Genomic DNA, 20,927 nt, shown 5'->3' on the forward strand with positions numbered 1-20,927 from the left:
GGTGTCCGCAGTGTGCGGGCACCGGCCTCTCGTACGTCCCCGCTCAGCCTGCCGCGGTGGCCCTCCAGTCGCGGGTGCGCAGCGGCACGCGGGCGGCCCCTGCCTCCTCGGGGCGCACCGCGAGGATCTGGTTGACACCGATCCTGTTGCGCTCGAAGGAGAGGGCGGAAGCGGCCATGTAGAGCCGCCAGACCCTCGCCCGGCCGGGCGAGGTGGCCCGTACGGCCGCCGGCCAGTGCCGCTCCAGGTTGGCGACCCACAGGCGCAGGGTGAGCGCGTAGTGCTCCCGGATCGCCTCGACGTCCCGGGCCTCGAATCCGGCCTCCTCCAGGGTGGCCACGGTCCGGCCGACCGGCGCGAGTTCGCCGTCGGGGAAGACGTAGGCGTCGATGAACTCGTCGATGCGATAGGCGGACTCGTCCTTCTCGGGGCGGCGGGCGATCTGGTGGTTGAGCAGCCGGCCGCCGGGCTTGAGGAGTGCGTAGAGGTGGTCGGCGTACTCACGGAAGCGGACCGTGCCGACGTGCTCGGCCATCCCGATCGAGGAGATCGCGTCGTACGGGCCGTCCCTGACGTCCCGGTAGTCCTGGACCCGGATCTCGATGCGGTCGGTGAGGCCCTCTTCGGCGATGCGCTTGCGGGCGTAGGCGGCCTGTTCGGTGGAGAGGGTCACGCCGGTGACCAGGGCGCCGTACTCACGGGCGGCGTGGATGGCCATCGAGCCCCAGCCGCAGCCCACGTCCAGGAGGCGGTCGCCCTCCTTCAGCCCGAGCTTGCGGCAGACCAGGCCGAGCTTGTCGCGCTGGGCGTCCTCCAGGTTCCCGCCGTCCTCCCAGTAGGCGCAGGAGTAGACCATGGACGGGCCGAGGACCAGTTCGTAGAAGTCATTGCCCACGTCGTAGTGGTGGCTGATGGCCTCCTTGTCGCGGCGCTTGGTGTGCAGCGGGCCGGTGCGGCGGCGTACCTCCTCGACGGGCGGGGCCGGCGGCGGCCAGGGTCCGGCCACCTGGACGAGGCCGCGGGCGAAGGCGCGGACCTTCGGGTCGCGGACGGGGTGGACGGAGTCCTTCGCGTCGGCGCCGCGCTCCCAGAGCAGTGCGGCGAGCCGGTCCAGGACCTCGTAGAGGTCCCCTTCGACGTCGATCTCGCCGGCCACCCAGGCGCGGGCCAGGCCCAGTTCGCCCGGTTTCCAGAGCAGCCGGCGCAGGGCCCGGCGGTTGCGGATCACGAGGACGGGGGCGTCCGGCGGCCCGGACTCGCTGCCGTCCCAGGCCCGGATGCGGACCGGTAGGGGTTCTCCCAGCAACTCTTCGGCGAGAGCGGTCAGCCGCGATGCGGCGTCTGCCATGGCGCACACCTCCGTGGTGGTGTTTCCCAACATGCCCAAATTTCCACAAACATGCCTAAAACCGCGTCACGACACCTCGGGATCGCGACGAGGTACACCTCGGTCAACAGTGCTCGCAGCGCAACCCATCCCGCTACCGCGCAATGGAACGGCAAAATACATGCGCACCGCATCTATCCGTCGCCGGACCGGTCACCGCCATCCATGGACACCGGGAGCCGGGCGGGCCGGGATACGCCGAAGGGGCCGTCCGCACCACGGATGGCGGACGGCCCCTTCGGGCGTGGAACGGTGGGGCGCCGGGTCAGGAGGCCTTGGCCTTCTCACCCTCGGACTTGGCGGCGGCCGGAGCCGGGGCCGGCTTGGCGGCCTCGTAGAACTCCTCGCGCGGCGTCTCCATGGCGCCGAGCGAGACGACCTCGCGCTTGAGGAACATCGCGAGGGTCCAGTCGGCGAAGATCCGGATCTTGCGGTTCCAGGTCGGCATCGCCATGCCGTGGTAGCCACGGTGCATGTACCAGGCGAGACGGCCCTTGAGCTTGATCTTCACCTTGCCGATGACGATCATCGCGACGCCCTTGTGCAGGCCGAGACCGGCGACAGCACCCTTGTTGGCGTGGCTGTAGTCGCTCTGCGGGAAGCCGCGCATCCCGGAGATGACGTTGTCGCCGAGGACCTTGGCCTGACGCAGCGCGTGCTGGGCGTTCGGCGGGCACCAGGCGTTCGGGTTGCCGGCCTTGCGGCCGACGAGGTCCGGGACCTGGGCGTTGTCGCCCGCGGCCCAGATGTAGTCGGTGCCCTGCACCTGGAGCTTCTCGGAGGTGTCGACGTGACCACGCGGGCCGAGCGGCAGACCGAAGCGGGCCAGCGCCGGGTTCGGCTTCACGCCGGCCGTCCACACGATGGTGCTGGAGTCGACCTCCAGGCCGTTCTTCAGCACGACGTGACCGTCGACGCACGAGTCCATCGAGGTGGAGAGGTAGATCTCCACACCGCGGCCCTCGAGGTGCTCCTTGCCGTACGCGCCCAGCTTCGGGCCGACCTCGGGAAGGATCTTGTCGGCGGCGTCGACCAGGATGAAGCGCATGTCCTCGCGCTTCACGTTGGTGTAGTACTTCGAAGCGTCCCGGGCCATGTCCTCGACCTCACCGATGGTCTCCGCACCGGCGAAGCCGCCGCCCACGAAGACGAACGTGAGCGCCTTGCGGCGGACGTCCTCATCGGTCGTCGAGTCAGCCTTGTCCAGCTGTTCGAGGACGTGGTTGCGCAGGCCGATCGACTCCTCGATGCCCTTCATGCCGATGCCCTGCTCGGCGAGGCCGGGGATCGGGAAGGTACGGGAGACCGCGCCCATCGCGATGACGAGGTAGTCGAAAGGCAGCTCGTAGGCCTCGCCGACGAGCGGCGCGACCGTGGCGACCTTGCGGTCCTGGTCAATCGTGGTGACGCGACCGGTGAGCACCTCGGCCTTCGGCAGGACGCGTCGCAGCGGGACGACGACATGCCGAGGGGAGATGCTGCCGGCGGCAGCTTCGGGGAGGAAGGGCTGGTACGTCATGTACGAGCGCGGGTCGACGACCGTGACGGTCGCTTCCGCGTAACGCATCTTCTTGAGGATGCGTCGAGCTGCGTACAGGCCTACGTACCCGCCACCTACTACGAGGATCCTGGGACGCTCCGTGGTGCTCATGCCATCGAGTATCCACCCCCCTCGGGGCACCTGCTCGTGAGCCCCTTCACAAGCTATCCGCGCCCCTCTGCTACACTCCGCCGCCCACGTGACCCAGGTCATGGGGCCGGAGGGGAACCACGGTGCCCCAGCGGACGTTGTTCACCGCTTGTGAGCTGGCCCTTGTGCCTTCGCAGCGGCTGAACCACGGCTCTGTTTCACACGCGCGCAACATGCGCGGAACCTGCCCGGATCCGCGCCGGGGTAGCCGCCGGGCAGCCGTTGCGGCCCCCGATGGGCCGAACGGCACCCAACCGGGCCGAATTCCTTGTGAAGAAGTTCACGAACTTCGTCGTGCCGGCCCCCCGAAGCGGCCTCACGAGCACCCCTGAGCGGCTCAGAGGTGCAGGCCGGAGTGCGTTTGAGCGAGCGTCAGAGGTGGCCGCCGCTACGCCACCGAGAGCGCGATTCCGTCCAGAATGTCGTGCTCGCTGACGACGACCTCGCGAGCGCCGGTCCGCTCCATCACGGCGAGCAGGATCAGCGCCCCGGAGGCGATCACATCGACCCGTCCCGGGTGCATCGCGGGGATCGCGGCGCGCTCCTCGTGCGTGGAGCCGGTCAGCCGCCGGGTGATCTCCCGGACCTGCTCGAAGGAGACCCGGGAGTGGTGGATCGCCTCGGGGTCGTACTCGTCGAGTTCCAGCGCGATCGCGGCCACCGTGGTGACCGTGCCGGCCAGGCCGACGAGCGTGGCGGCCCCGGCGATCGGGACGGTCTCCTCGACGAGGTCCAGCGCGGCGCCGATGTCCGCGCGGATCGCGGCGATCCGGGCGGGGGTGGGCGGATCGACGACGGTGCCGTCCTGCACGAGGTGACGTTCGGTCATCCGTACACAGCCCATGTCCACGGACCTGGCGGCACCGACCTCGTCGTCGCCGACGACGAACTCGGTGGAGCCGCCGCCGATGTCCACGACGAGATACGGCTTCGCCAGGTGGTCGCTGCCGGCCAGCTCCTTGGTGGCGCCGTCGAAGGAGAGCTGCGCCTCCTGGTCACCGCTGATGACCTCGGGCTCGACGCCCAGGATGTCCAGGACGCCCCGGACGAACTCGTCGCTGTTCTCCGCGTCGCGCGAGGCGGAAGTGGCGACGAAGCGGATCCGCTCGGCCCCCAGCTCCTTGATCACCGCGGCGTACTCGCGGCAGGCCCCGAAGGTGCGCTCCAGCGCCTCGGGGTCCAGCCGTCCGGTCCGGTCGACGCCCTGGCCGAGGCGGACGATCTGCATCCGCCGGTCGAGCTCGGTGAGCTCCCCCGTGGCGGGGTCGGCGTCGGCGACGAGCAGGCGGATGGAGTTGGTACCGCAGTCGATGGCGGCAACGCGGGTCATGGGGCTCCTGTGGTTCGTGGTGTCCGCGGGGGTGCGGGAGGTCAGGCCTCTTCGGCGCCGCACGGCGACACGCAGGGACCCTTGGCCCACCACTCCGGCAGCATCGCGATCGCCTCGTCGCCCAGCGGGTTCACGCCGGGGCCGGCCGCCAGCGAGTGACCGACCAGGACGTGCAGGCACTTGACCCGGTCCGGCATGCCGCCCGCGCTCGGGAAGCCCTCCAGGACCTCGATGGCGTCGCGGCGCGCGATGTAGTCCTCGTGCGCCGCGCGGTACGCGGCGGCCAGCTCCGGGTCCGTCTGCAGGCGCTCGGTCATCTCCTTCATGACCCCGTTGGCCTCCAGCGTGCCGATCGCGGAGGCCGCACGCGGACACGTCAGATAGAAGGTCGTCGGGAACGGCGTGCCGTCCTCCAGACGGGGCTGCGTCTCGACCACGTCCGGGTTGCCGCACGGGCAGCGGTGCGCGATGGAGCGCAGTCCGCGCGGCGGACGGCCGAGCTGCTGCTGGAACGCGGCGATGTCCGCGTCGGTGGGCGTGGTGGACTCGGTCTGCGGAGGGGGGGTTTCCATGCCTGCCTTGGTTCTGCTCGAAGGTGCTTCTCAGGTGGTGCGGGGTGGTACGTGTCAGTCGCGGTCGGCGTTGTCCACGCCGTCCCAGAGGTTCGAGTGCCAGGCACGGTCCGTCGTACCCGGCTCCCCGCGGCGGTCCTCGGCCGCGTCGGGATCGATCACGGTGTAACCGGTCTCCCCCGGAAGTACGTAATGAAGGTGCTCGCGGGCCAGGCGCCGGATGTACGCGTCGTCCTTGAGCCGCGCCTTCTCGTCGCGCAGCTCCTCGGTCCGCTGCCGTGCTTCCTGCGACAGACGCTCCTGGTCGGCGATCTCGTCGCGCTGGGAGACGTACTGCCGCATCGGGTACGCGAGCGCGACCACGAGGGAGCAGACGACCAGCGCGAGGAACGCGGCGCGGCCGGTGAGCCGCGAGCGGCGGGCCTGGCGCCGGTTCTGGGACCGGTAGACGCGGGCGGCGGTCTGCTCACCGAGCAGTCGCAGCCTGGTCGCGGTGGAGAACCGGTCGCGGTCCTTCCCGGCCATGTCTCACGCCTCCCCATTACACACGTCCGTCCCCGCACACGGTACGGGACCGAGTGCGGGGACGGACGGAGGCTGGTGACTTCGGCCCGCGAAGGCCGGTGATCAGCCGTTGGGCTCAGGTGATCAGCCCTGGCCGGTGATCAGCCCTTGAAGCGCGGGAACGCCGAGCGGCCCGCGTACACCGCCGCGTCGTCGAGGATCTCCTCGATGCGCAGCAGCTGGTTGTACTTGGCGACACGGTCCGAGCGGGCCGGGGCGCCGGTCTTGATCTGACCGCAGTTCACGGCGACGGCGAGGTCGGCGATGGTGACGTCCTCGGTCTCGCCGGAGCGGTGCGACATCATGCACTTGAAGCCGTTGCGCTGGGCCATCTCGACGGCGTCCAGGGTCTCGGTCAGCGAACCGATCTGGTTGACCTTGACGAGCAGGGCGTTGGCCGAGCCCTCCTCGATGCCACGTGCCAGACGCTCCGGGTTGGTGACGAACAGGTCGTCACCGACGATCTGGACCTTGGAGCCGATCTTGTCGGTGATGGTCTTCCAGCCGGCCCAGTCGTCCTCGTACAGCGGGTCCTCGATGGAGACGAGCGGGTACGCGGAGACGAGCTCCTCGTAGTACTCGGTCATCTCGGCGGCCGAGCGGGACTTGCCCTCGAACTCGTACTTGCCGTCCTTGTAGAACTCGGACGCGGCGACGTCGAGCGCGAGACCGATGTCGCGGCCGGGAACGTAACCGGCCTCCTTGATGGCCTCGACGATGAGGTCCAGGGCGGCGCGGTTGGACTCCAGGTTCGGCGCGAAGCCGCCCTCGTCACCGAGACCGGTGGACAGGCCCTTGGTCTTCAGGACCTTCTTCAGCGTGTGGTAGACCTCCGCACCCCAGCGCAGGGCCTCGGAGAAGGACTCGGCGCCGATCGGCGCGATCATGAACTCCTGGATGTCCACGTTGGAGTCGGCGTGCGAGCCGCCGTTCAGGATGTTCATCATCGGAACGGGCAGCAGGTGCGCGTTCGGGCCGCCGAGGTAGCGGAAGAGCGGAAGGTCGGACGCTTCCGAGGCGGCGTGGGCCACGGCGAGCGAGACGCCGAGGATGGCGTTCGCGCCGAGCGAGCCCTTGTTCTCGGTGGCGTCGAGGTCGAACATCGCCTGGTCGATGAGGCGCTGCTCGGTGGCGTCGTACCCGACGAGCTCCGGGCCGATCTGCTCGATGACGGCGAGGACGGCCTTCTCCACGCCCTTGCCCATGTAGCGGTTGGGGTCACCGTCGCGAAGCTCAATGGCCTCGAACGCACCGGTGGAGGCGCCGGACGGAACAGCAGCACGTCCCGTGCTGCCGTCGTCGAGGCCAACCTCGACCTCGACCGTGGGGTTGCCCCGGGAGTCGAGGATTTCCCTGGCTACGACGACGTCGATGGACGGCACGAGGCATCTCCTTCTGGGATCTGACACTGGTTGTGCAGGGTCACTGTGGCCTTGCGGCACGAGCCTATCCGGCTGGGCCCCGTTGGCCCGCCCGGCGCCCGTCCCCTGGGACGAAAAAGGACCCAAGGGCATGCATTCACGGTCAAAGGGCCAGAAATTTACTGGCCAGTAACTACAACACTTGAAACGATCAACGTCACACACGCGTGCGGAAAAGACCCCGACCCGGCGCGCACGGGGGAGAGCGCACCGGGTCGGGGAGCAGAGCGGGGAGGGATGCCGCCGGACACCCTCCCGGGGGGAGGAGAATCCCAGGTATTACTTCGTCAGGTGGAGCTGCTGGCCCGGGAAGATCAGGTCGGCGTCCTTGACGATGTCGTCGTTCAGGTCGAACAGCTTCTCCCAGCCGCCCTTGACGTCGTGCTTCTCGGCGATCTTGCTCAGGGTGTCGCCGGTCTTCACCTTGTACTCGCCGTCACCCTTCTCGACCTTCTCGCCGGTCGGGGTGGTGACGGTCTTCGGCGCCTCGGTCTTCGGGGCGGTGCGCTGCTCGCTGCGCGTGGTGGGCTGCTCGGCCTGACGCTCCGGCTGGGCCTGCTGCTGCGGCTGCTCGTCGCCGTTGTCCGAGGAGGTGTCGACGCCCGGGTCCACACCGTCGTTGGTGAGGTTGCCGGCACCGGCACAGGCCCAGGCGCCCGGGCCCTGCATGTCGAGAAGCTTCTCGGCGGTGGCGATCTGCTGCGACTTGCTGGCCAGGTCGGCGCGGGACGCGTACTGCGTACCACCGGCGGCGGCCCAGCTGGACTGCGAGAACTGCAGACCGCCGTAGTAGCCGTTTCCGGTGTTGATGGACCAGTTGCCACCGGACTCGCACTGGGCGACGGCGTCCCACGTGGAGACGGAGGCGGCGGAGGCGCCGGTCGCACCCATCAGCGGGACGGCGACAGCGGCACCGGCGACACCGGCGAGCGTGGCGACACGGACGGCCTTGGACGGGCGGCGGTGCTTGGCCTTGCTGGAAAACAGCATGGAGCTTCTCCTCACCGACGCCTACGAGGTGAGCTGTCGGGTTCGGGCCAAGTGAGTTGCCCGGCCGCACGTCCTTGCGTGCGACTTCACCCCAAGCCGGTCCTCGGTCGTCTCTCGACGATCGGGCCCGGCGCTTACCTGGGTCCCCCGCTCCTGCCTACGGCGCTTTACGCGTCTGTTCCCTTCGACCGACGGCAGGATTCGGCGTGACGGTCGACGGGGCCCGCGGTGCGAGCGGTTCCGACCGTAAACATAGGCAACCCCGACATTCAAAGAGGGACATACCGGCCATTCGTGCCTTACTTGCCTCAGCGGAATGAACGTTTCCGCAGGTCGGAAGGGGCGCGGGCGGGACAGCCGGACGCGACACGCCAGTTGAAGCAAAGAGACCCATGTCTCACTTACGCATAAGTGGACATAGGTCCCTGAACTACCCCCGATTTTGGGGCGTTTTCCCGAATTGGATCAGTTGCGCTTGGAGCTCTCCGCGCCGCCCTGCTGTCCCAGATCGAGGCTCTGGCCGGGAAGGATGAGGTCGGGGTCCGAGCCGAGCGCGCCCTTGTTGGCCTCGTAGAGCTCGGTCCAGCCGCCGGGAACCTTCTGTGCGTCAGCAATCGCCCAGAGGTTGTCGCCGGGCCGCACGGTGTAGTCGCCGTCGGGGCTCGCCGTACCCGCGTCACGGGCCTCGCCGTCGCCGCGCGAGGCGTGTCGGCCGCCGGAGTCGCGCCCGTTGCCCTTGTCCGCGTCCTGGGTCGCCTCGGGGGCCGGCGTGCCGCGGTGCTTGCCGCCGCCCTCGTCCGTGCCCGCAGGGGCGTCGGACGCATCGGGAGACGGCGTGGTGGACGGTGCGGGAGAGGCGGACGAGCCGGAGTCCCCGGATTCCGCCGTGCCGTCCGTCGCGTCACCCTTGCCGGGCTTGCCGGACTTATCGGCTTCGTCCTTGTTGTTCGCTTCGTCCGCCGCTTCATCCGTGGCTTCGCCCGACGGATCCTCGGACGGGAACAGCCCGTCCGAAGGTTCGGCGGAGGGAACGCCGCCCGGGTCGACACCCGGCAGGGCGCCGTCCAGCGCGAGCCCGGAAATCACCGCGCAGCTCGGCCACGCCTGCGGGCCCTGGTCCTCCAGGACCTTCTCCGCGACCGCTATCTGCTGCGAGCGGCTGGCGAGGTCGGCACGGGCCGCGTACGCCGAGCCGCCGTACGCGGACCAGGTGTCCTGGGAGAACTGCAGGCCGCCGTAGTAGCCGTTGCCCAGGTCCGCACTCCACATGCCGCCGCTCTCGCACTCGGCGACCCGGTCCCAGGTCGAGGCGTCGGCGGCGTGCGCACCGGTCGCACCGAGCAGCGGGATGGCGATGGCCGATCCCGTCACGCCTGCGGCGACAACGATGGCGGGTGCCTGGCGAGGGCGACGGTGTCTGCCGTTCGCGGAGCCCATGGGATTGCCTTCCGTGTGACTGACAAGTGACTGCTGTTATGTGACTGCTGTGGTGAACGGTGAACCTAGCGGGACTCGAACGTGTGTCACAAGTCGATGCAGCGGAGATCACGTGAAAGTCACAGAGTTGACGGAGTGTCACCTTGCTTGGCCGGCTGACCGGGGGCGAACTCCACCGGAAGCGTGCGCAGTCCGCGCATGATGAGCCCGCCACGCCACCGCAAATCGGTAGGTTCCACCGCAAGACGCAGGTCAGGAAGGCGCCTCAGGAGCGTTGCCAGCGCGGTCTGTCCCTCCAGGCGGGCGAGCGGCGCCCCCACGCAGTAGTGGATGCCGTGCCCGTATCCCACGTGCTGATTGTCACTCCGTGCGAGGTCCAGCGTGTCCGGATCAGGGAAGCGCTCCGGGTCACGGTCGGCGGCCGCGAGGACGACCAGCACGGGGTCCCCGACGGCGATGTCCTGCCCGCCGAGCGTGACCGGCTCCGTCGCGTACCGCCAGGTGGCGAGCTCCACCGGGCCGTCGTAGCGCAGCAGTTCCTCGATGCCCGTGGCCAGGAGGCCGCTCTCGCCCGCTTCGAGCGAGCGCTGGAGCCGCTCCCGCTCGCCGGGGTTGCGCAGCAGGGCGTACGTACCGTTGCCGATGAGGTTGACCGTTGTCTCGAAACCGGCGAAGAGAAGGATGAACGCCATCGCGGCGGCCTCGTTCTCGGTGAGGTGCTCGCCGTGGTCGCTGGCCCGGATGAGACCCGAGATCAGGTCGTCGCCCGGATTCTCCCGTTTACGGTGGATCAGTTCGGCGAGGTAGCCACGCATCTTCTTCACGGACCTGGCCACCCCGCCGCGCGGGCCGCCGCCGTGCCGGATCATCATGCCCGCCCAGTCGCGGAAGTCGTCCTGGTCCTCCGGCGGGACCCCGAGCAGGTCGCAGATCGCGTAGATGGGCAGCGGGAAGGCGAAGTCGTGGATGAGGTCCGCCTTCCCGTCCGCGATGAAGTTGTCGATGAGGCGGTCCGTCAGCTCCTGCACGCGCGGCGCGAACTCGGCGACCCGGCGCGGGGTGAACGCCTTGGAGACGAGGCGGCGCAGACGGGTGTGGTCGGGCGGGTCGATGTTCAGCAGGTGCGTCATCAGCTCCGCCTTGCGCTCCCCCGGGATGCCCGTCCTCCCCTTGGCGTGCGCGGACCCGGCGTGGTGGGCCGGGTTCTTGGACAGCCGGGTGTCGGCGAGTGCCTGCTTGGCGTCCGCGTACCGGGTCACGAGCCATGCCTCGACCCCGCTGGGCAGCGTCGTCCGGTGTACGGGGCTGTGCTCGCGCAGCCAGGCGTAGGCGGGGTACGGGTCGGTGGCGAACTCCCACGTGAAGAGCTCGGGGGCGGCGGGCGTGGGGGACCCGGCCGCGTGGCCTACGGGGCAGCCGGAGGGGGGCGGGGTGGGGGTGTCGGCGGAGGCCGGGGAGGAGCCCTCGGCGGGGGCCGGGGAGGAGCTTTCGGCGGGGCTGTCGTTCACCCCTCGACGTTAGCCGCCGCCTCCCCGCCCTCCGACCGCAGCTCGGCGAGAGCCCGCTCGGCTGCGTGGTGCCCCAGCTCCAGCGCCTTGCCGAACCACTCCTCCGCCGCCGCCGTGTTGCCCTGTTCCCGTTCCAGTTCGGCCAGCGCGTAGGCGCCGTCGTAGTTGCGCAGCTCATGGCCCTTCGCCAGCCAGCGCCGGGCCTCGTCCAGTTGGCCGCGCGCCTTGAGGAGGGAGCCCAGGTTGACCGGCGCGCTGATGTCTCCCGCCTCGGCCCCCGTCCGGTAGAGCCGTTCGATCTCATCGGCCGGACCGTCCCGCTCCTCCAGGAGCAGTGCCAGATTGTTCGACGCCCCGGTGTCACCGTTGGCGATGGCTCTGCGGTACCAGATCTCCGCTTCGTCCAGTTCCTGCCAGTCGTGGAACAGGTTGCCGAGGGTCCTCGCGACTTCCTCGTACCCGTTGTCGGCGGCTGTGCGGTACCACCGCATCGCCTCGTGCGCCTGGCCCGACCCCAGGAGCAGGTGGCCGAGCCGGCACGCCGCTTCGCCGTTCCCCGCCTCCGCGGCCCGGGTCAGCCAGTACCTGGCCCGATCTCCGAGTACGGTGCCGAGCACCCGCTGCGAGGTGACATCGCCCGCCGCGGCGGCCGTCTCCAGGTACGGGATCGCCTCGGCCTCGGCGCCCCGTGCGGCGAGCAACCGTCCCACCTCGCCCGCCCCCTCGGCGCTGCCCACGTCCGCGGCCTTGCGGAACCAGGACTCGGCGGCCTGCGTTTCGCCGACCGCCCGTTCGAGCGATCCGAGCGTCATCAGGGTGCGCTGATCTCCGTCCGCCCGCGGGGTCAGGTACTGGCGGGCCCTGGTGACGACCGCGGTCCGCTTCTCGTCGTCGTCCCCAACCGCTTCGAGCGCGTACGCCCACAGCCCCAGAGGTACGGGTGGGGCTTCCGGCCCCTGATCCTCCACATCCGCGACCAGTGAACCGTAGGCCAGCCAGGTCTCGAAATCCCGGCCCGGCACGAGCATCCCCGTCACCCCGAGACGGATTTCCGCCGCCCAGGCGAGCGCTGCCTCGAACGTCTCCCCCTCGCCCAAGGGCCAGCCCCCGTAGACCTGGTGGGTCGCTGCCCTGCGGAGCACATCCACCGCAATCGGGCCGTGGACCCCGCACCGGGCGAGGTCGATCGTCGCGCGCACCAGGAGGTGCCCGCGACGCCGGCCTTTCGCGCGCAGCGCGCGACGCCACAAGTCACCGAGTTCCGGACCGATGGCGAGGTACTCGGTGATGCCCGTCGCCCCGCGCCCGAAGCGTGCGCCACGCAGCCGGAGGTCGCCGGCGCTCTTCGTGAACCGCACCCACTCCGTCGCGGTCCAGTCGCGGTTCAGCTCGACCGAATCCACGCCACTGAGCAACCGTGCGCTCGCGGAGACACCGAAGCGGTGGGCGTCGTACGCCTCGTCGGCCATCGTGGCGATCACGACCGTGTGCTGCTGGACGAGTTCGGCGAGGACGGGCGCCGACAGGCCGTTCTCGCCGAGGTGCCCCTCCAGGTCGTCGAGCCACAGGACGCAGGTCTCGTCGCCCCGGCCGCGCAGCACGGCGGGCAGCCCGCGCAGGTCCGCGCCTGGCGGGGGCGCGTAGATCCTCGTCGTGCCGGCCATGTTGCTGAACAGCGCCGCCCACGCCGTCCTGGTCTTCCCCGACATCGGCGCGCCCGTCACGAGCACCAGCCCGCCAGGCCCGGCCGCCGCCCGGACCAGGGCGCCCAGGCGTTCGTCGCAGTCGCGCGTGATGTAGGGCGGGAGGGTCGGCTCGTCGGGCAGGCGGCGGGTGCGCCGGACGCCAAGGGCGATCGGGGCGGCCTGCCCGAGCCTCGGCCAGTGGGCCACGTCGGGCAGCGGGGCGTACGCGCCAGGACCGTAGTAGTTGTGCTGGACCCCGCTGCCCTGAACCGGACCGGTGAAGGTGCCGCCCCGGGCGGAGTTGTGCACCCGGGCTCCCTGGGACGAGGGCTGCGGCGGGGGCGGAGGCCGGACCGCCTCCCGGTCCCGCTCGGCGCTCGGGAAGAACGTCCGCAGTTCCGACACCGCGTCCGGGTCCACCGCCGCCACATCGGCGAGCCGGCGGACCAGGTCGCGACGCCACCTCTGGTCGACGCCACCGGACAACCGCATCTCGTCCAGAACCCTGCGCAGCCGTAGCGCCTCGGCGACCCCCGGACGCGATTCCTCGTAGACACCGAAGAGGTGGTCACTACGACTGTCGTCGGCCAACGCCTCCAGCAAGGCTTCGGCCAACGATTCGAACTCCCCGTTCACGCCCTGTCCCCCACACCTCGACCGGCCCTGGAGCCACCGTACTAACGGGCGTCGGCCTCCGCCGCCAGGATCGCGTCACGGTAGGTACGGGCCGCCGCGCGCAGGGCCGCCTCCGGGTCGGTGCCGTCCTGTTCGGCCCGTACGGCGAGGGCGAGGAGTTCGTATCCGATGGAGTCGCCCGCGGGGAGCGCGACGGCGAGTCCGGCGCCGCGGACCCTGCTGCCCAGCTTGGCGGCCAGAGCAAGTCCGGGCTGGCCGAGCGGGACGCCTTCCGTGACCGAGTCGCGCTGCTTCTCGATCGCCTTGGTGCGCTGCCAGTGCGCGTGGACGTCCTCGGGGGTCTCGGCGCTCTCGTCACCGAAGACGTGCGGGTGGCGGTGGATCAGCTTCTCCACGAGCCCGGCGGCGACGTCGTCGAGGTCGAACGGCTCGTCCGGGTCCTCCTGCGCGATCCGGGCGTGGAAGACGACCTGGAGGAGTACGTCCCCCAACTCCTCGCGCAGTTCGTCCCGGTCGCCGTCCTCGATCGCCTCGACGAGCTCGTACGCCTCCTCGATGCCGTACTTGGCGAGGCCCTTGTGCGTCTGCTGCGAGGACCACGGGCATTCGAGCCTGATCCGGTCCATGACCTGGACCAGATCGAGCAGCCGGGCGCCCGGCAGGTCGTACGAACCCGGCAGCAGTTCCAGGTCCGGCATCTGCACCCGTCCTGAGCCGCCGAGGCGGGCGAGGCCGTCGGTCAGCGGCTGGTTCCCCTCGCCGCCCACCAGCACCACGACGGTCCGGCCGCCCACGCAGTCGTCGACGAGTTCCTGCGCGGAGGGCACACCGTGCTCGACCGTGACACCCGCCTCGCGCAGATACGGCAGCTGCGGATGCAGGCTCTCGCCGCACAGCACCCGGTCCGCCGCGTGCAGGGTCTGCCAGGCGGGCCAGGACAGCAGTCCGGGCGCCACCCGGTGGCTGGCGGTGAGCAGGACGATACGGCCGGGGTCGCCGGGGGCTTCAGCGTTCACACATCGAAACCTACCCCGGTCCGCGACCGTCCCGGCGTGGCCCCCGGATCAGGCGCCCGCCTCGGGGGCCGGCTGCTCGAACTCGGTGACCTGGGTGATCCACGGGGCCTTGTAGTTGCCGAGCTGGATCTGCTCGTCGTCCCAGACGCCGAAGCGCGGATTGACGTCGATGTCGAGCGCCTTCGACGCCTTGGCGAGCGCCTCGCCGACGACCTTCTGGCCCTCCGGGGACGACAGGTCGGCACCGAGCGCCTGCGCCAGCTTGGGCAGCTGGACCTCCCGGCGCAGATCGTTCTCGATCTGGTCGGGCGCGACCCAGCGCTGCTGGAGCATCATCGCCTGGAGCTGTTTGTCACCGCCGGACTGGGCGGCGGCCGCCAGGCGCATCTCCTGGACCTCCTTGCGGCTGACCGTCACCCCGGCGTCCTTCGAGGCCCGGTCCAGGATCCGTCCGAAGATCATCCCGTGCAGTTTGGCCCGGCTGAGCTGCCCGGAGCTCTTCACCAGCTGCGCGGACTGTGCCGAGCTCTCCTGCGCGCTGCGCACGTCCGCCACCTGCGCCTGGAGCGTGGACACCTCGATGCGGTCCCCGCCGACCAGGGCGGCGGAGCCCGGGTGGGCCTCGCTCCCGCAGGCGGAGAGGAACGGCACCCCGGCGAGCAGGGCGGCTGAGACGGAGAGCGCGGTGCGACGGCGGCGGTGCAAAGGAGCCTCCCGGGGAGAGATTGTGCATCAGTGCACAAAGCCTTGCGGTGATCGATGTTAGGCAGTTGATGTGGCTGGGGCCACTGATTCGACCAACGATTCGGGAGGAGTTGGGGATGCGGTGCTCCGGCGGCCCCTTCAGGGCACATGTTCGACCGCTCGGGGACTCCTCAGTCAGCCGCCGCGGACGTCCTGCTGGTGCTCCAGTTGCCTGCGCAGTTCCACGGGGAGCGGGTGATGCGGTCCGTAGGCACGCTCCGCGTCGTACAGGAGCGTCTGCAACTGCCCGCGTCCCGCCGCGTGATCACCGACCGCGAGCAGCAGATGGCCGATGCGGTGCCGGATGTCGAAGGCGCGGCCGGGGTCGGCGGTGACCGCCCCGTACGCGTTCTCGTAGTACGGAAGGACCGCGCGGTACTCGGCGAGTGCGGCGGCGGGCTCGCCCAGTTGTTCCAGGCACTGCGCCGCGTCGTAACGGAACTGGAGGGTCTGGACGTCGGCAGGGCCCGCATCGGCCGTACGGTCGTCGGCGAGGCGGCGCAGCTCGGGCAGGGCACGGCGGTACTGACCGTCGTCCATCAGCGTGGCCGCGTACTGCTTGCGCAGGATACGGACGACCGGTGAGTGTTCCCCGTGTTCGGCCGCGGCGGCCGGGAGGATGCCCCCGAGAATGTCCACGGCCTGGGTGATCCGCCCCTCGACGAGGAGCTGCTTCACCTCGTCGACGGCCCGCGCGACATCCGGGCGCGCGGGCGCCGGGTGGCCGGCGTGGGCATTCGGTACGGACGGGTGCGGTACGGGGGTGGGGGCTGCCTGGGCGGCGGCGCGGTCGGGCCACGGGGCGTGCGGTCGCAGGAAGGGCCTGGTCGGGTCGAGCGGCCCTGCCGGTGCGCCACGAGCGGGCAGCAGCGGCGCGAGCGTCTCGTACACCTCCTGGGCGGAGGCGGGCCGGGCCTGCGGGTCCTTGGCGAGCAGCCGCAGGACGAGCGCTTCGAGCTGCGCCGGGACCTCGGACCTGAGATGGCGGACCGGCAGCGGAGGTTCGTAGAGGTGGCGGTGCAGGACGCCGAGCGCGGTGGAGCCCGCGAAGGGGACGTCCCCGCTGAGGAGTTCGTGGAGGAGGACGCCGAGGGCGTAGAGATCGGTGTACGGGCCCACGGCGCCGCCCATCGCCTGCTCGGGGGCCATGTAGGCCGGGGAGCCGATCGGTGAGCCGGTGTGCGTGAGACGGGTCGTGTCCGTGTCCAGGACGGAGGCGACACCCAGGTCGAGCACGGTGACGGTGCCGTCCGGCCGGACCATCACGTTGCGGGGCTTGAGGTCGCGGTGGACGATCGGCACGGCGTGCACGGCGGACAGCACGGCGCAGAGCTGCGCGGCGACCGCGACGGCCCAGGGCCAGGGGTACGGGTCGTGTTCGGCGAGATGGTCGGCGAGGTCGGCGCCCTCGACGTACTGCATGACGAGGTACAGGTCGTCGCCGTCGTTGCCCGCGTCGTGGACGGTGACGAGGCCGGGGTGGTCGACCTGGGCGGTGACCCGGCACTCGCGGACGAAGCGGCGGCGCAGCTCGTCGGCGGCGTCGCTGCCGGTGGGCCCGGCCACCCGGTCGGGGCGCAGCAGCTTCACGGCCACCCGGCGGTCGAGCCGCTGGTCGTACGCCGTCCACACCTGTCCCATGCCTCCCTGGCCGAGGATCGTCGCCAGCTCGTACCGCCCGGCGATGACGCGTCCGGTCACCGGCCCTCGCCCTCCTTACGGAGGTAGTCGCTCAGCTCGTCGAGCTCGGCGCGGACCTGGTCGAGACGCTGGGGCGCGGCGGGCGGAGGGGTGTGTACGGGCGGAGGCGTATGTACGGGCTGGGGTGCGGCGGGCGGGTAGCCGTACCCGCCGTACGGCGGCTGCGGCTGGGAGTGCGGCATCGGCGGACGCGGGGTGCCGTAGGGCCCGTCGGGGCCGTAGTGGTGTATCTCCGCGTACAGGTAATAGGCCACCACGCCGATCATCACGCCGAATATCCAGGAGACGCCGATGAACGCCTCGGCGTCGCTCGTCTGCTCGGGATCCTCCGGCATGACGATCATGAACGCGAAGAGCCCGGTGTTGAGCGCGAACACGAGGGCGAGCAGGGCCCAGTCACGCCCTTTGCGGGTGACGATCGCGAGCCGCAGCATCGCGCCCCAGCCCAGGAGTCCACAGCTCAGCACGGTGAGCGCCACGAAAAGCACCCGCAGCGCCGTCAGCACTCCCGAGGACGGGCGACGCTTCGGTGGCTGCTCCGGCGGATAGCCGTAGCCGTGCATGTGACGCTCCTGGAAGGCGTATGTCGGACGTGTGCAGTGAGCGTATACACCGACACCGACAGCCGGTCCGGGGTTGTGCACAACCGTTGTGGTTCAGATCACTTCGGGGCGACCGAACCGTCCGCCAGACCGTCGTACATCCCCTGCACCAGGAGCCCGCCGAGCCGCCCCGCCGTCCGCAGCGCCTCCTCGAAAGCGGCGAGCTGCCGGAACCGCTCCCCGTACCGCTGCTGTTCGGCCAGCGGCAGCCTCGGCAGCTGGAGCCGCCGGGCATCGAGCCGGGTGGCGGTGGACGCGTAGCTGCTTGCCTGCCGGTTGTTGGCGGTGCCGCGCAGGAAACCTGCGAGGAACCAGGGGTCCAGGGCGGCCGGATCGGGCCGCAGCAGCTGGAGATTGCGGCCGAGGGCTGCGCCCGCGGTGGCGTCGTCGACGACCCGGGCGACCGAGCCGCCGCCGAGTACGGGGACGACGACATCGCCGGGCTGGAGGAGGAGGGCCTCGTCGGCGGGGCCTTCGGGCTGTGCGGCAGGGGCGGTGGGCGTACCGCTCGGCGGCGTACCTCCCAGGACGTCGTGTTCCGTGAGGACGGGGGCGGTTCCGCTGCCCGGTCCCCCGGTGCGCAGCTGGAGGGCGCCCGCGCGGGCGAGTTCGCCGACGGTGGTGAGGGGCCAGTGGGCCGGGTCCGAGAGGTCGGCGGGCGGCGGGGTGAGGCGTGCGGTGAGGCGGAGGGTGTCGGCCAGCCGCTCCCGTACGCCGGTCAGTTCGGCCGCTCCGCCGCCGGCCGCGGGGCGCGGAAGGTGCCGGGCCGGGGCGAGGTCGACGTCGTCGTCCAGGAGCTCGATGACGGGGACCGCGCGGCTGAGACCGGGGCGGGTGGTCTCCGTAGATGTGGCGTGGTCCGGCAGGCTGAAGGACTGCCAGGCGTCGAGTACGGCGTTCCGCACGGCCGGCCAGTCGAGCCGGTCACGGCCCCCGCCCGTCTGTGCGCCGCCCGGTCCGGAGGCCGCTTCGGCGGGCTCCGCCGTGTCGACGAGCAGGAGTTCGGGCGCGGGGCGCATGCCGCTGCCCGGCTTGCGCAGGACCCAGAGGTGGAGCGGGATGCCGTACGGGGGCGCGGCCCCGGCCGGGAGCGCGATGACGGCGCGGAGTGCGCCGCGGCGCAGCAGGTCGGCGCGGATGCGTCGGCCGGAGCGGCGGGACGCGGCGGCCGGGGGCATCAGCAGGACGGCGGTGCCGCCCTCGCGGAGGTGGGCCAGCGCGTGCTGGACCCAGGCGAGTTCGGATTCGGTACGGGCGGGGAAGCCGTACTCCCAGCGCGGGTCGTAGGCCAGCTCGTCATGCCCCCAGTTGCGCTCGTTGAACGGCGGGTGGCAGAGCACGGTGTCGGCCGCGAGCTGCGGGAAGGCGTCGGCGCGCAGGGTGTCGCCGGTGCGTACGTCGAGCGCGGGCGCGTCGGCCCGTGAACTCTCGGACTGGAGCGCGAGACGGAGCGCCGTGAGCGCGGCGAGGTCGGGGTCGGCCTCCTGGGCGTACAGGGCCGTGGGCCGGCCGACGGCGCGCAGCAGGGCGCCGGTTCCGGCGGCGGGGTCCAGGACGGTACGGGCGGGCTGCTTGCCCGGCTGCTTGTCCGCCTCCTGCCACGGTTCCGCGAGGTCGGCCATCAGTTCGGCGAGGCCGGGCGGAGTGAGCGTGTACTGACGCGGGTTGGCGTCGAGCTGGCGGCCGAACAAGAACTCGAAGCACTGCCGGGCGCCGGTTTCGGCGGCGAGTTCGGCGGCGGCGCGCAGCAGCGGGACGGAGGGCAGCAGCTCCGCTGCACCGGGGGTGTGAACGGCCCGCCCGGTGTCCGGTCCGAAGCGCGCGGTGAGTACGTCGTCCAGGGCCACCGGCAGCACACCGGCCATCCGCTCGTCCGAGACCGCGCTGATCTCCAGCCAGGCGGTGGGCCTGTCGCGTACGAGCAGGAGGGCGCAGCCGGTGTGGACGAGGGCGGTCACGGCACCGGCCGGGTGACCGGACAACTGCTGCCAGAGGCGCTCGCGCAGCGGGACTTCGGCGAGCTTCCCCTGGTCGCGCAGCCACTCCTCGACCTCGACGAGGGCGAAGGAGGGGCTCGTCTCGGTGCCGCCGACCGGTTTGGGGAAGTCGGCGTGGCGGCGGCGCCAGTTGCTGACGGCCGCGCGCCCCACCCCCGCGAGCCGGGCGATCCCGGCCGCGGTCACCTCTGTCGTGTTCTCCGGCACGTGCTGCCTCCCTGCTGACCTACCGCCCTGCTGCCCTGCTGCCCAAGAGCTGTGTCGGCGAGCATACCGACTCACTCGCACGGCACCACTTCACAGTGTGGATGAACCAATTCTCCGTGAATCGTGTTGACTCGGTTCACAGGCTCTGGTCTGATTGACCCAGTCGCCGCGTACAAGCGACGTGCAGAACCGCTCACCACTCATCCCTGTTCTTGCCGGAGGGCACACCCATGTCCCAGTTCACGCAGCCCCAGCAGCCGTTCGCCCCCGACCAGGTACCGGGCACCCGGCCCGCCCGTAACGGCCTGGGCACCGCGGCCCTCGTCCTCGGCATCATCGGGGCCGTCTCCGGCCTGATCCCCTTCTTCTTCTGGCTTGCGGGCATCCTCGGCCTCATCGCCCTGATCCTGGGCCTGTCCGGACGTGGCCGGGTGAAGCGCGGCGAGGCCACCAACAAGGGCGTCACCACCTTCGGTGCCGTGCTCGGCCTGCTCGCGCTGATCCTGTCGGTGGTCGGGGCGGTCATCACCTTCAAGGCCGTGGACGACGCGGTGGACGAGCTCAACAAGTCGGTCTCGGGCAGCTCGGCGTCGGCGAAGCCGGACGGGGCCAAGGGCGGGGCGAAGGACGAGCCGGCGCCGGAGAAGACCGACGGCGCCGCCACGGACGACGCGGCGGGCGAGGAGGAGCCCAAGGGCGAAGCCCTGGAGGAGCGGGACACCGCCGTGTACGACGACGGCCTGGAGATCACCGTCAGCAACGCCGCCGCGTACACCCCGGACGCGTACGCCGCGGGTCACACCAAGGGCAACCGCGCCTACAAGGTCTCCGTGGTCGTCGAGAACAAGACCAAGGAGAAGTTCGACGCGACGCTCGTCGGCGTCGACGCCCGAGCCGGCCAGGACGGCGTGAACGCCGAGCAGATCTTCGACGGCAAGGTCGGCGCGGGCTTCTCCGGCACGGTGCTGCCGGGCAAGAAGATCACGGTGCAGTTCGCCTTCGACGCCCCGGCGGACGCCAAGAACCTGACCGTCGAGGTCAGCCCCGGCTTCGACTGGGACGCGAGCCAGTGGGACCTGAAGCTCTGACACCGGCCCCCGCACACAGGGCACCCGTGCCCACGCCCGCTCCCCCGGCCCGAGCCCCGGCCCTAGCCCCGGCCCTAGCCCCGATCCACCCATGACCCTCGCCCCGGAGCCCGCACCATGCGCCTCGTAGCCCGCACCGCCGCAGCCGCTCTCTGCACCGTCGCGGTCCTCCACCTCGCCGCCTGCGGCCCGTTCCCGGAAGACACCGGATCGCAGGCCCCGTTCGCCGGGCTGACGGCTCCCGAGGTCACCAACAAGGCGATAGCCGCGACCCGGGCCGCCACGTCCGTACGGCTGGCCGTGACGACGGAGTCGGCGGACGGCCCGGTCCAGGTGTTCGTCGCCGCCGACG

Annotated in this window: 16 protein-coding genes, 1 pseudogene and 1 riboswitch; of the genes and pseudogenes, 2 read left to right on the forward strand and 15 right to left on the reverse strand. The window is 71.0% G+C overall.

The genetic code is table 11. The features are described 5' to 3' along the window. Positions 1–43: 43 nt before the first annotated feature. The 15 genes from ACWGO0_RS35320 to ACWGO0_RS35390 form a co-directional block, all read right to left on the reverse strand. The gene (locus ACWGO0_RS35320) at positions 44–1,348 is read right to left on the reverse strand and encodes a class I SAM-dependent methyltransferase (RefSeq protein ID WP_453544235.1); all 1,305 of its coding nucleotides are present in this window, start codon (positions 1,346–1,348) and stop codon (positions 44–46) included. 304 nt (positions 1,349–1,652) lie between these two features. Further along, positions 1,653–3,038 (reverse strand): NAD(P)/FAD-dependent oxidoreductase, encoded by a 1,386-nt coding sequence (locus ACWGO0_RS35325; RefSeq protein WP_453544237.1) that lies wholly within the window; start codon positions 3,036–3,038, stop codon positions 1,653–1,655. Positions 3,039–3,465: 427 nt separating this feature from the next. After that, entirely contained in the window at positions 3,466–4,407 is a 942-nt protein-coding gene (locus tag ACWGO0_RS35330) for a Ppx/GppA phosphatase family protein (protein WP_453544239.1), read from the reverse strand. A 41-nt stretch (positions 4,408–4,448) separates the two neighbouring features. Beyond that, on the reverse strand, positions 4,449–4,979 hold the full coding sequence (locus tag ACWGO0_RS35335) for a DUF501 domain-containing protein (RefSeq protein WP_453544241.1): 531 nt from the start codon (positions 4,977–4,979) through the stop codon (positions 4,449–4,451). Between the two features lie 54 nt (positions 4,980–5,033). Then, complete coding sequence (locus ACWGO0_RS35340; RefSeq protein WP_453544243.1) at positions 5,034–5,504, reverse strand: FtsB family cell division protein; 471 nt, start codon at positions 5,502–5,504, stop codon at positions 5,034–5,036. Positions 5,505–5,644: 140 nt separating this feature from the next. Next, positions 5,645–6,925 (reverse strand): phosphopyruvate hydratase, encoded by a 1,281-nt coding sequence (gene eno / locus ACWGO0_RS35345; protein ID WP_453544245.1) that lies wholly within the window; start codon positions 6,923–6,925, stop codon positions 5,645–5,647. Between the two features lie 318 nt (positions 6,926–7,243). Then, entirely contained in the window at positions 7,244–7,954 is a 711-nt protein-coding gene (locus ACWGO0_RS35350; RefSeq protein WP_453544247.1) for a transglycosylase family protein, read from the reverse strand. 3 nt (positions 7,955–7,957) lie between these two features. Further along, positions 7,958–8,129: riboswitch (cyclic di-AMP (ydaO/yuaA leader) on the reverse strand. A gap of 290 nt (positions 8,130–8,419) precedes the next feature. Continuing rightward, positions 8,420–9,391 (reverse strand): transglycosylase family protein, encoded by a 972-nt coding sequence (locus tag ACWGO0_RS35355; protein ID WP_453544249.1) that lies wholly within the window; start codon positions 9,389–9,391, stop codon positions 8,420–8,422. A gap of 119 nt (positions 9,392–9,510) precedes the next feature. Continuing rightward, a complete protein-coding gene (locus tag ACWGO0_RS35360) occupies positions 9,511–10,899 on the reverse strand; it encodes a cytochrome P450 family protein (protein WP_453544251.1) in 1,389 nt (462 codons plus the stop codon). Continuing rightward, positions 10,896–13,199, reverse strand: a complete 2,304-nt coding sequence (locus tag ACWGO0_RS35365; RefSeq protein ID WP_453544253.1) for a tetratricopeptide repeat protein — start codon at positions 13,197–13,199, stop codon at positions 10,896–10,898. The genes ACWGO0_RS35360 and ACWGO0_RS35365 overlap by 4 nt, the downstream gene beginning before the upstream one ends. Positions 13,200–13,261: 62 nt before the next feature. Then, entirely contained in the window at positions 13,262–14,236 is a 975-nt protein-coding gene (locus tag ACWGO0_RS35370) for a nucleoside triphosphate pyrophosphohydrolase (RefSeq protein WP_453544255.1), read from the reverse strand. Between the two features lie 48 nt (positions 14,237–14,284). Continuing rightward, positions 14,285–14,941 carry a SurA N-terminal domain-containing protein gene (locus ACWGO0_RS35375; protein WP_453544257.1) on the reverse strand — a complete coding sequence of 219 codons (657 nt, stop codon included), beginning with the start codon at positions 14,939–14,941 and terminating at the stop codon, positions 14,285–14,287. Between the two features lie 174 nt (positions 14,942–15,115). Then, complete coding sequence (locus ACWGO0_RS35380) at positions 15,116–16,681, reverse strand: protein kinase domain-containing protein (protein WP_453544259.1); 1,566 nt, start codon at positions 16,679–16,681, stop codon at positions 15,116–15,118. Then, a complete protein-coding gene (locus tag ACWGO0_RS35385) occupies positions 16,678–17,244 on the reverse strand; it encodes a hypothetical protein (protein ID WP_453544261.1) in 567 nt (188 codons plus the stop codon). Before ACWGO0_RS35385 ends, ACWGO0_RS35380 begins: the two co-directional genes overlap by 4 nt. 98 nt (positions 17,245–17,342) lie before the next feature. Continuing rightward, on the reverse strand, positions 17,343–19,487 hold the full coding sequence (locus ACWGO0_RS35390; RefSeq protein ID WP_453544263.1) for an N-6 DNA methylase: 2,145 nt from the start codon (positions 19,485–19,487) through the stop codon (positions 17,343–17,345). A 230-nt stretch (positions 19,488–19,717) separates the two neighbouring features. On the opposite strand from ACWGO0_RS35390, the gene ACWGO0_RS35395 reads away from it, so the two are divergent. Together ACWGO0_RS35395 and ACWGO0_RS35400 are read left to right on the forward strand one after the other, a co-directional pair. Next, complete coding sequence (locus ACWGO0_RS35395; RefSeq protein WP_453544265.1) at positions 19,718–20,575, forward strand: DUF4352 domain-containing protein; 858 nt, start codon at positions 19,718–19,720, stop codon at positions 20,573–20,575. Between the two features lie 117 nt (positions 20,576–20,692). Beyond that, a pseudogene (locus ACWGO0_RS35400) lies at positions 20,693–20,927 on the forward strand (hypothetical protein); the annotation flags it as partial.

The sequence above is a fragment of the Streptomyces sp. NPDC055749 genome, from assembly GCF_053617235.1.

Excerpts from the sequence above, each read along its gene's own strand:
- ACWGO0_RS35320 (WP_453544235.1), bottom strand. The coding sequence starts at position 1,348 with ATGGCAGACGCCGCATCGCGGCTGACCGCTCTCGCCGAAGAGTTGCTG.
- ACWGO0_RS35325 (WP_453544237.1), bottom strand. The coding sequence starts at position 3,038 with ATGAGCACCACGGAGCGTCCCAGGATCCTCGTAGTAGGTGGCGGGTAC.
- ACWGO0_RS35330 (WP_453544239.1), bottom strand. The coding sequence starts at position 4,407 with ATGACCCGCGTTGCCGCCATCGACTGCGGTACCAACTCCATCCGCCTG.
- ACWGO0_RS35335 (WP_453544241.1), bottom strand. The coding sequence starts at position 4,979 with ATGGAAACCCCCCCTCCGCAGACCGAGTCCACCACGCCCACCGACGCG.
- ACWGO0_RS35340 (WP_453544243.1), bottom strand. The coding sequence starts at position 5,504 with ATGGCCGGGAAGGACCGCGACCGGTTCTCCACCGCGACCAGGCTGCGA.
- ACWGO0_RS35350 (WP_453544247.1), bottom strand. The coding sequence starts at position 7,954 with ATGCTGTTTTCCAGCAAGGCCAAGCACCGCCGCCCGTCCAAGGCCGTC.
- ACWGO0_RS35355 (WP_453544249.1), bottom strand. The coding sequence starts at position 9,391 with ATGGGCTCCGCGAACGGCAGACACCGTCGCCCTCGCCAGGCACCCGCC.
- ACWGO0_RS35385 (WP_453544261.1), bottom strand. The coding sequence starts at position 17,244 with ATGCACGGCTACGGCTATCCGCCGGAGCAGCCACCGAAGCGTCGCCCG.
- ACWGO0_RS35395 (WP_453544265.1), top strand. The coding sequence starts at position 19,718 with ATGTCCCAGTTCACGCAGCCCCAGCAGCCGTTCGCCCCCGACCAGGTA.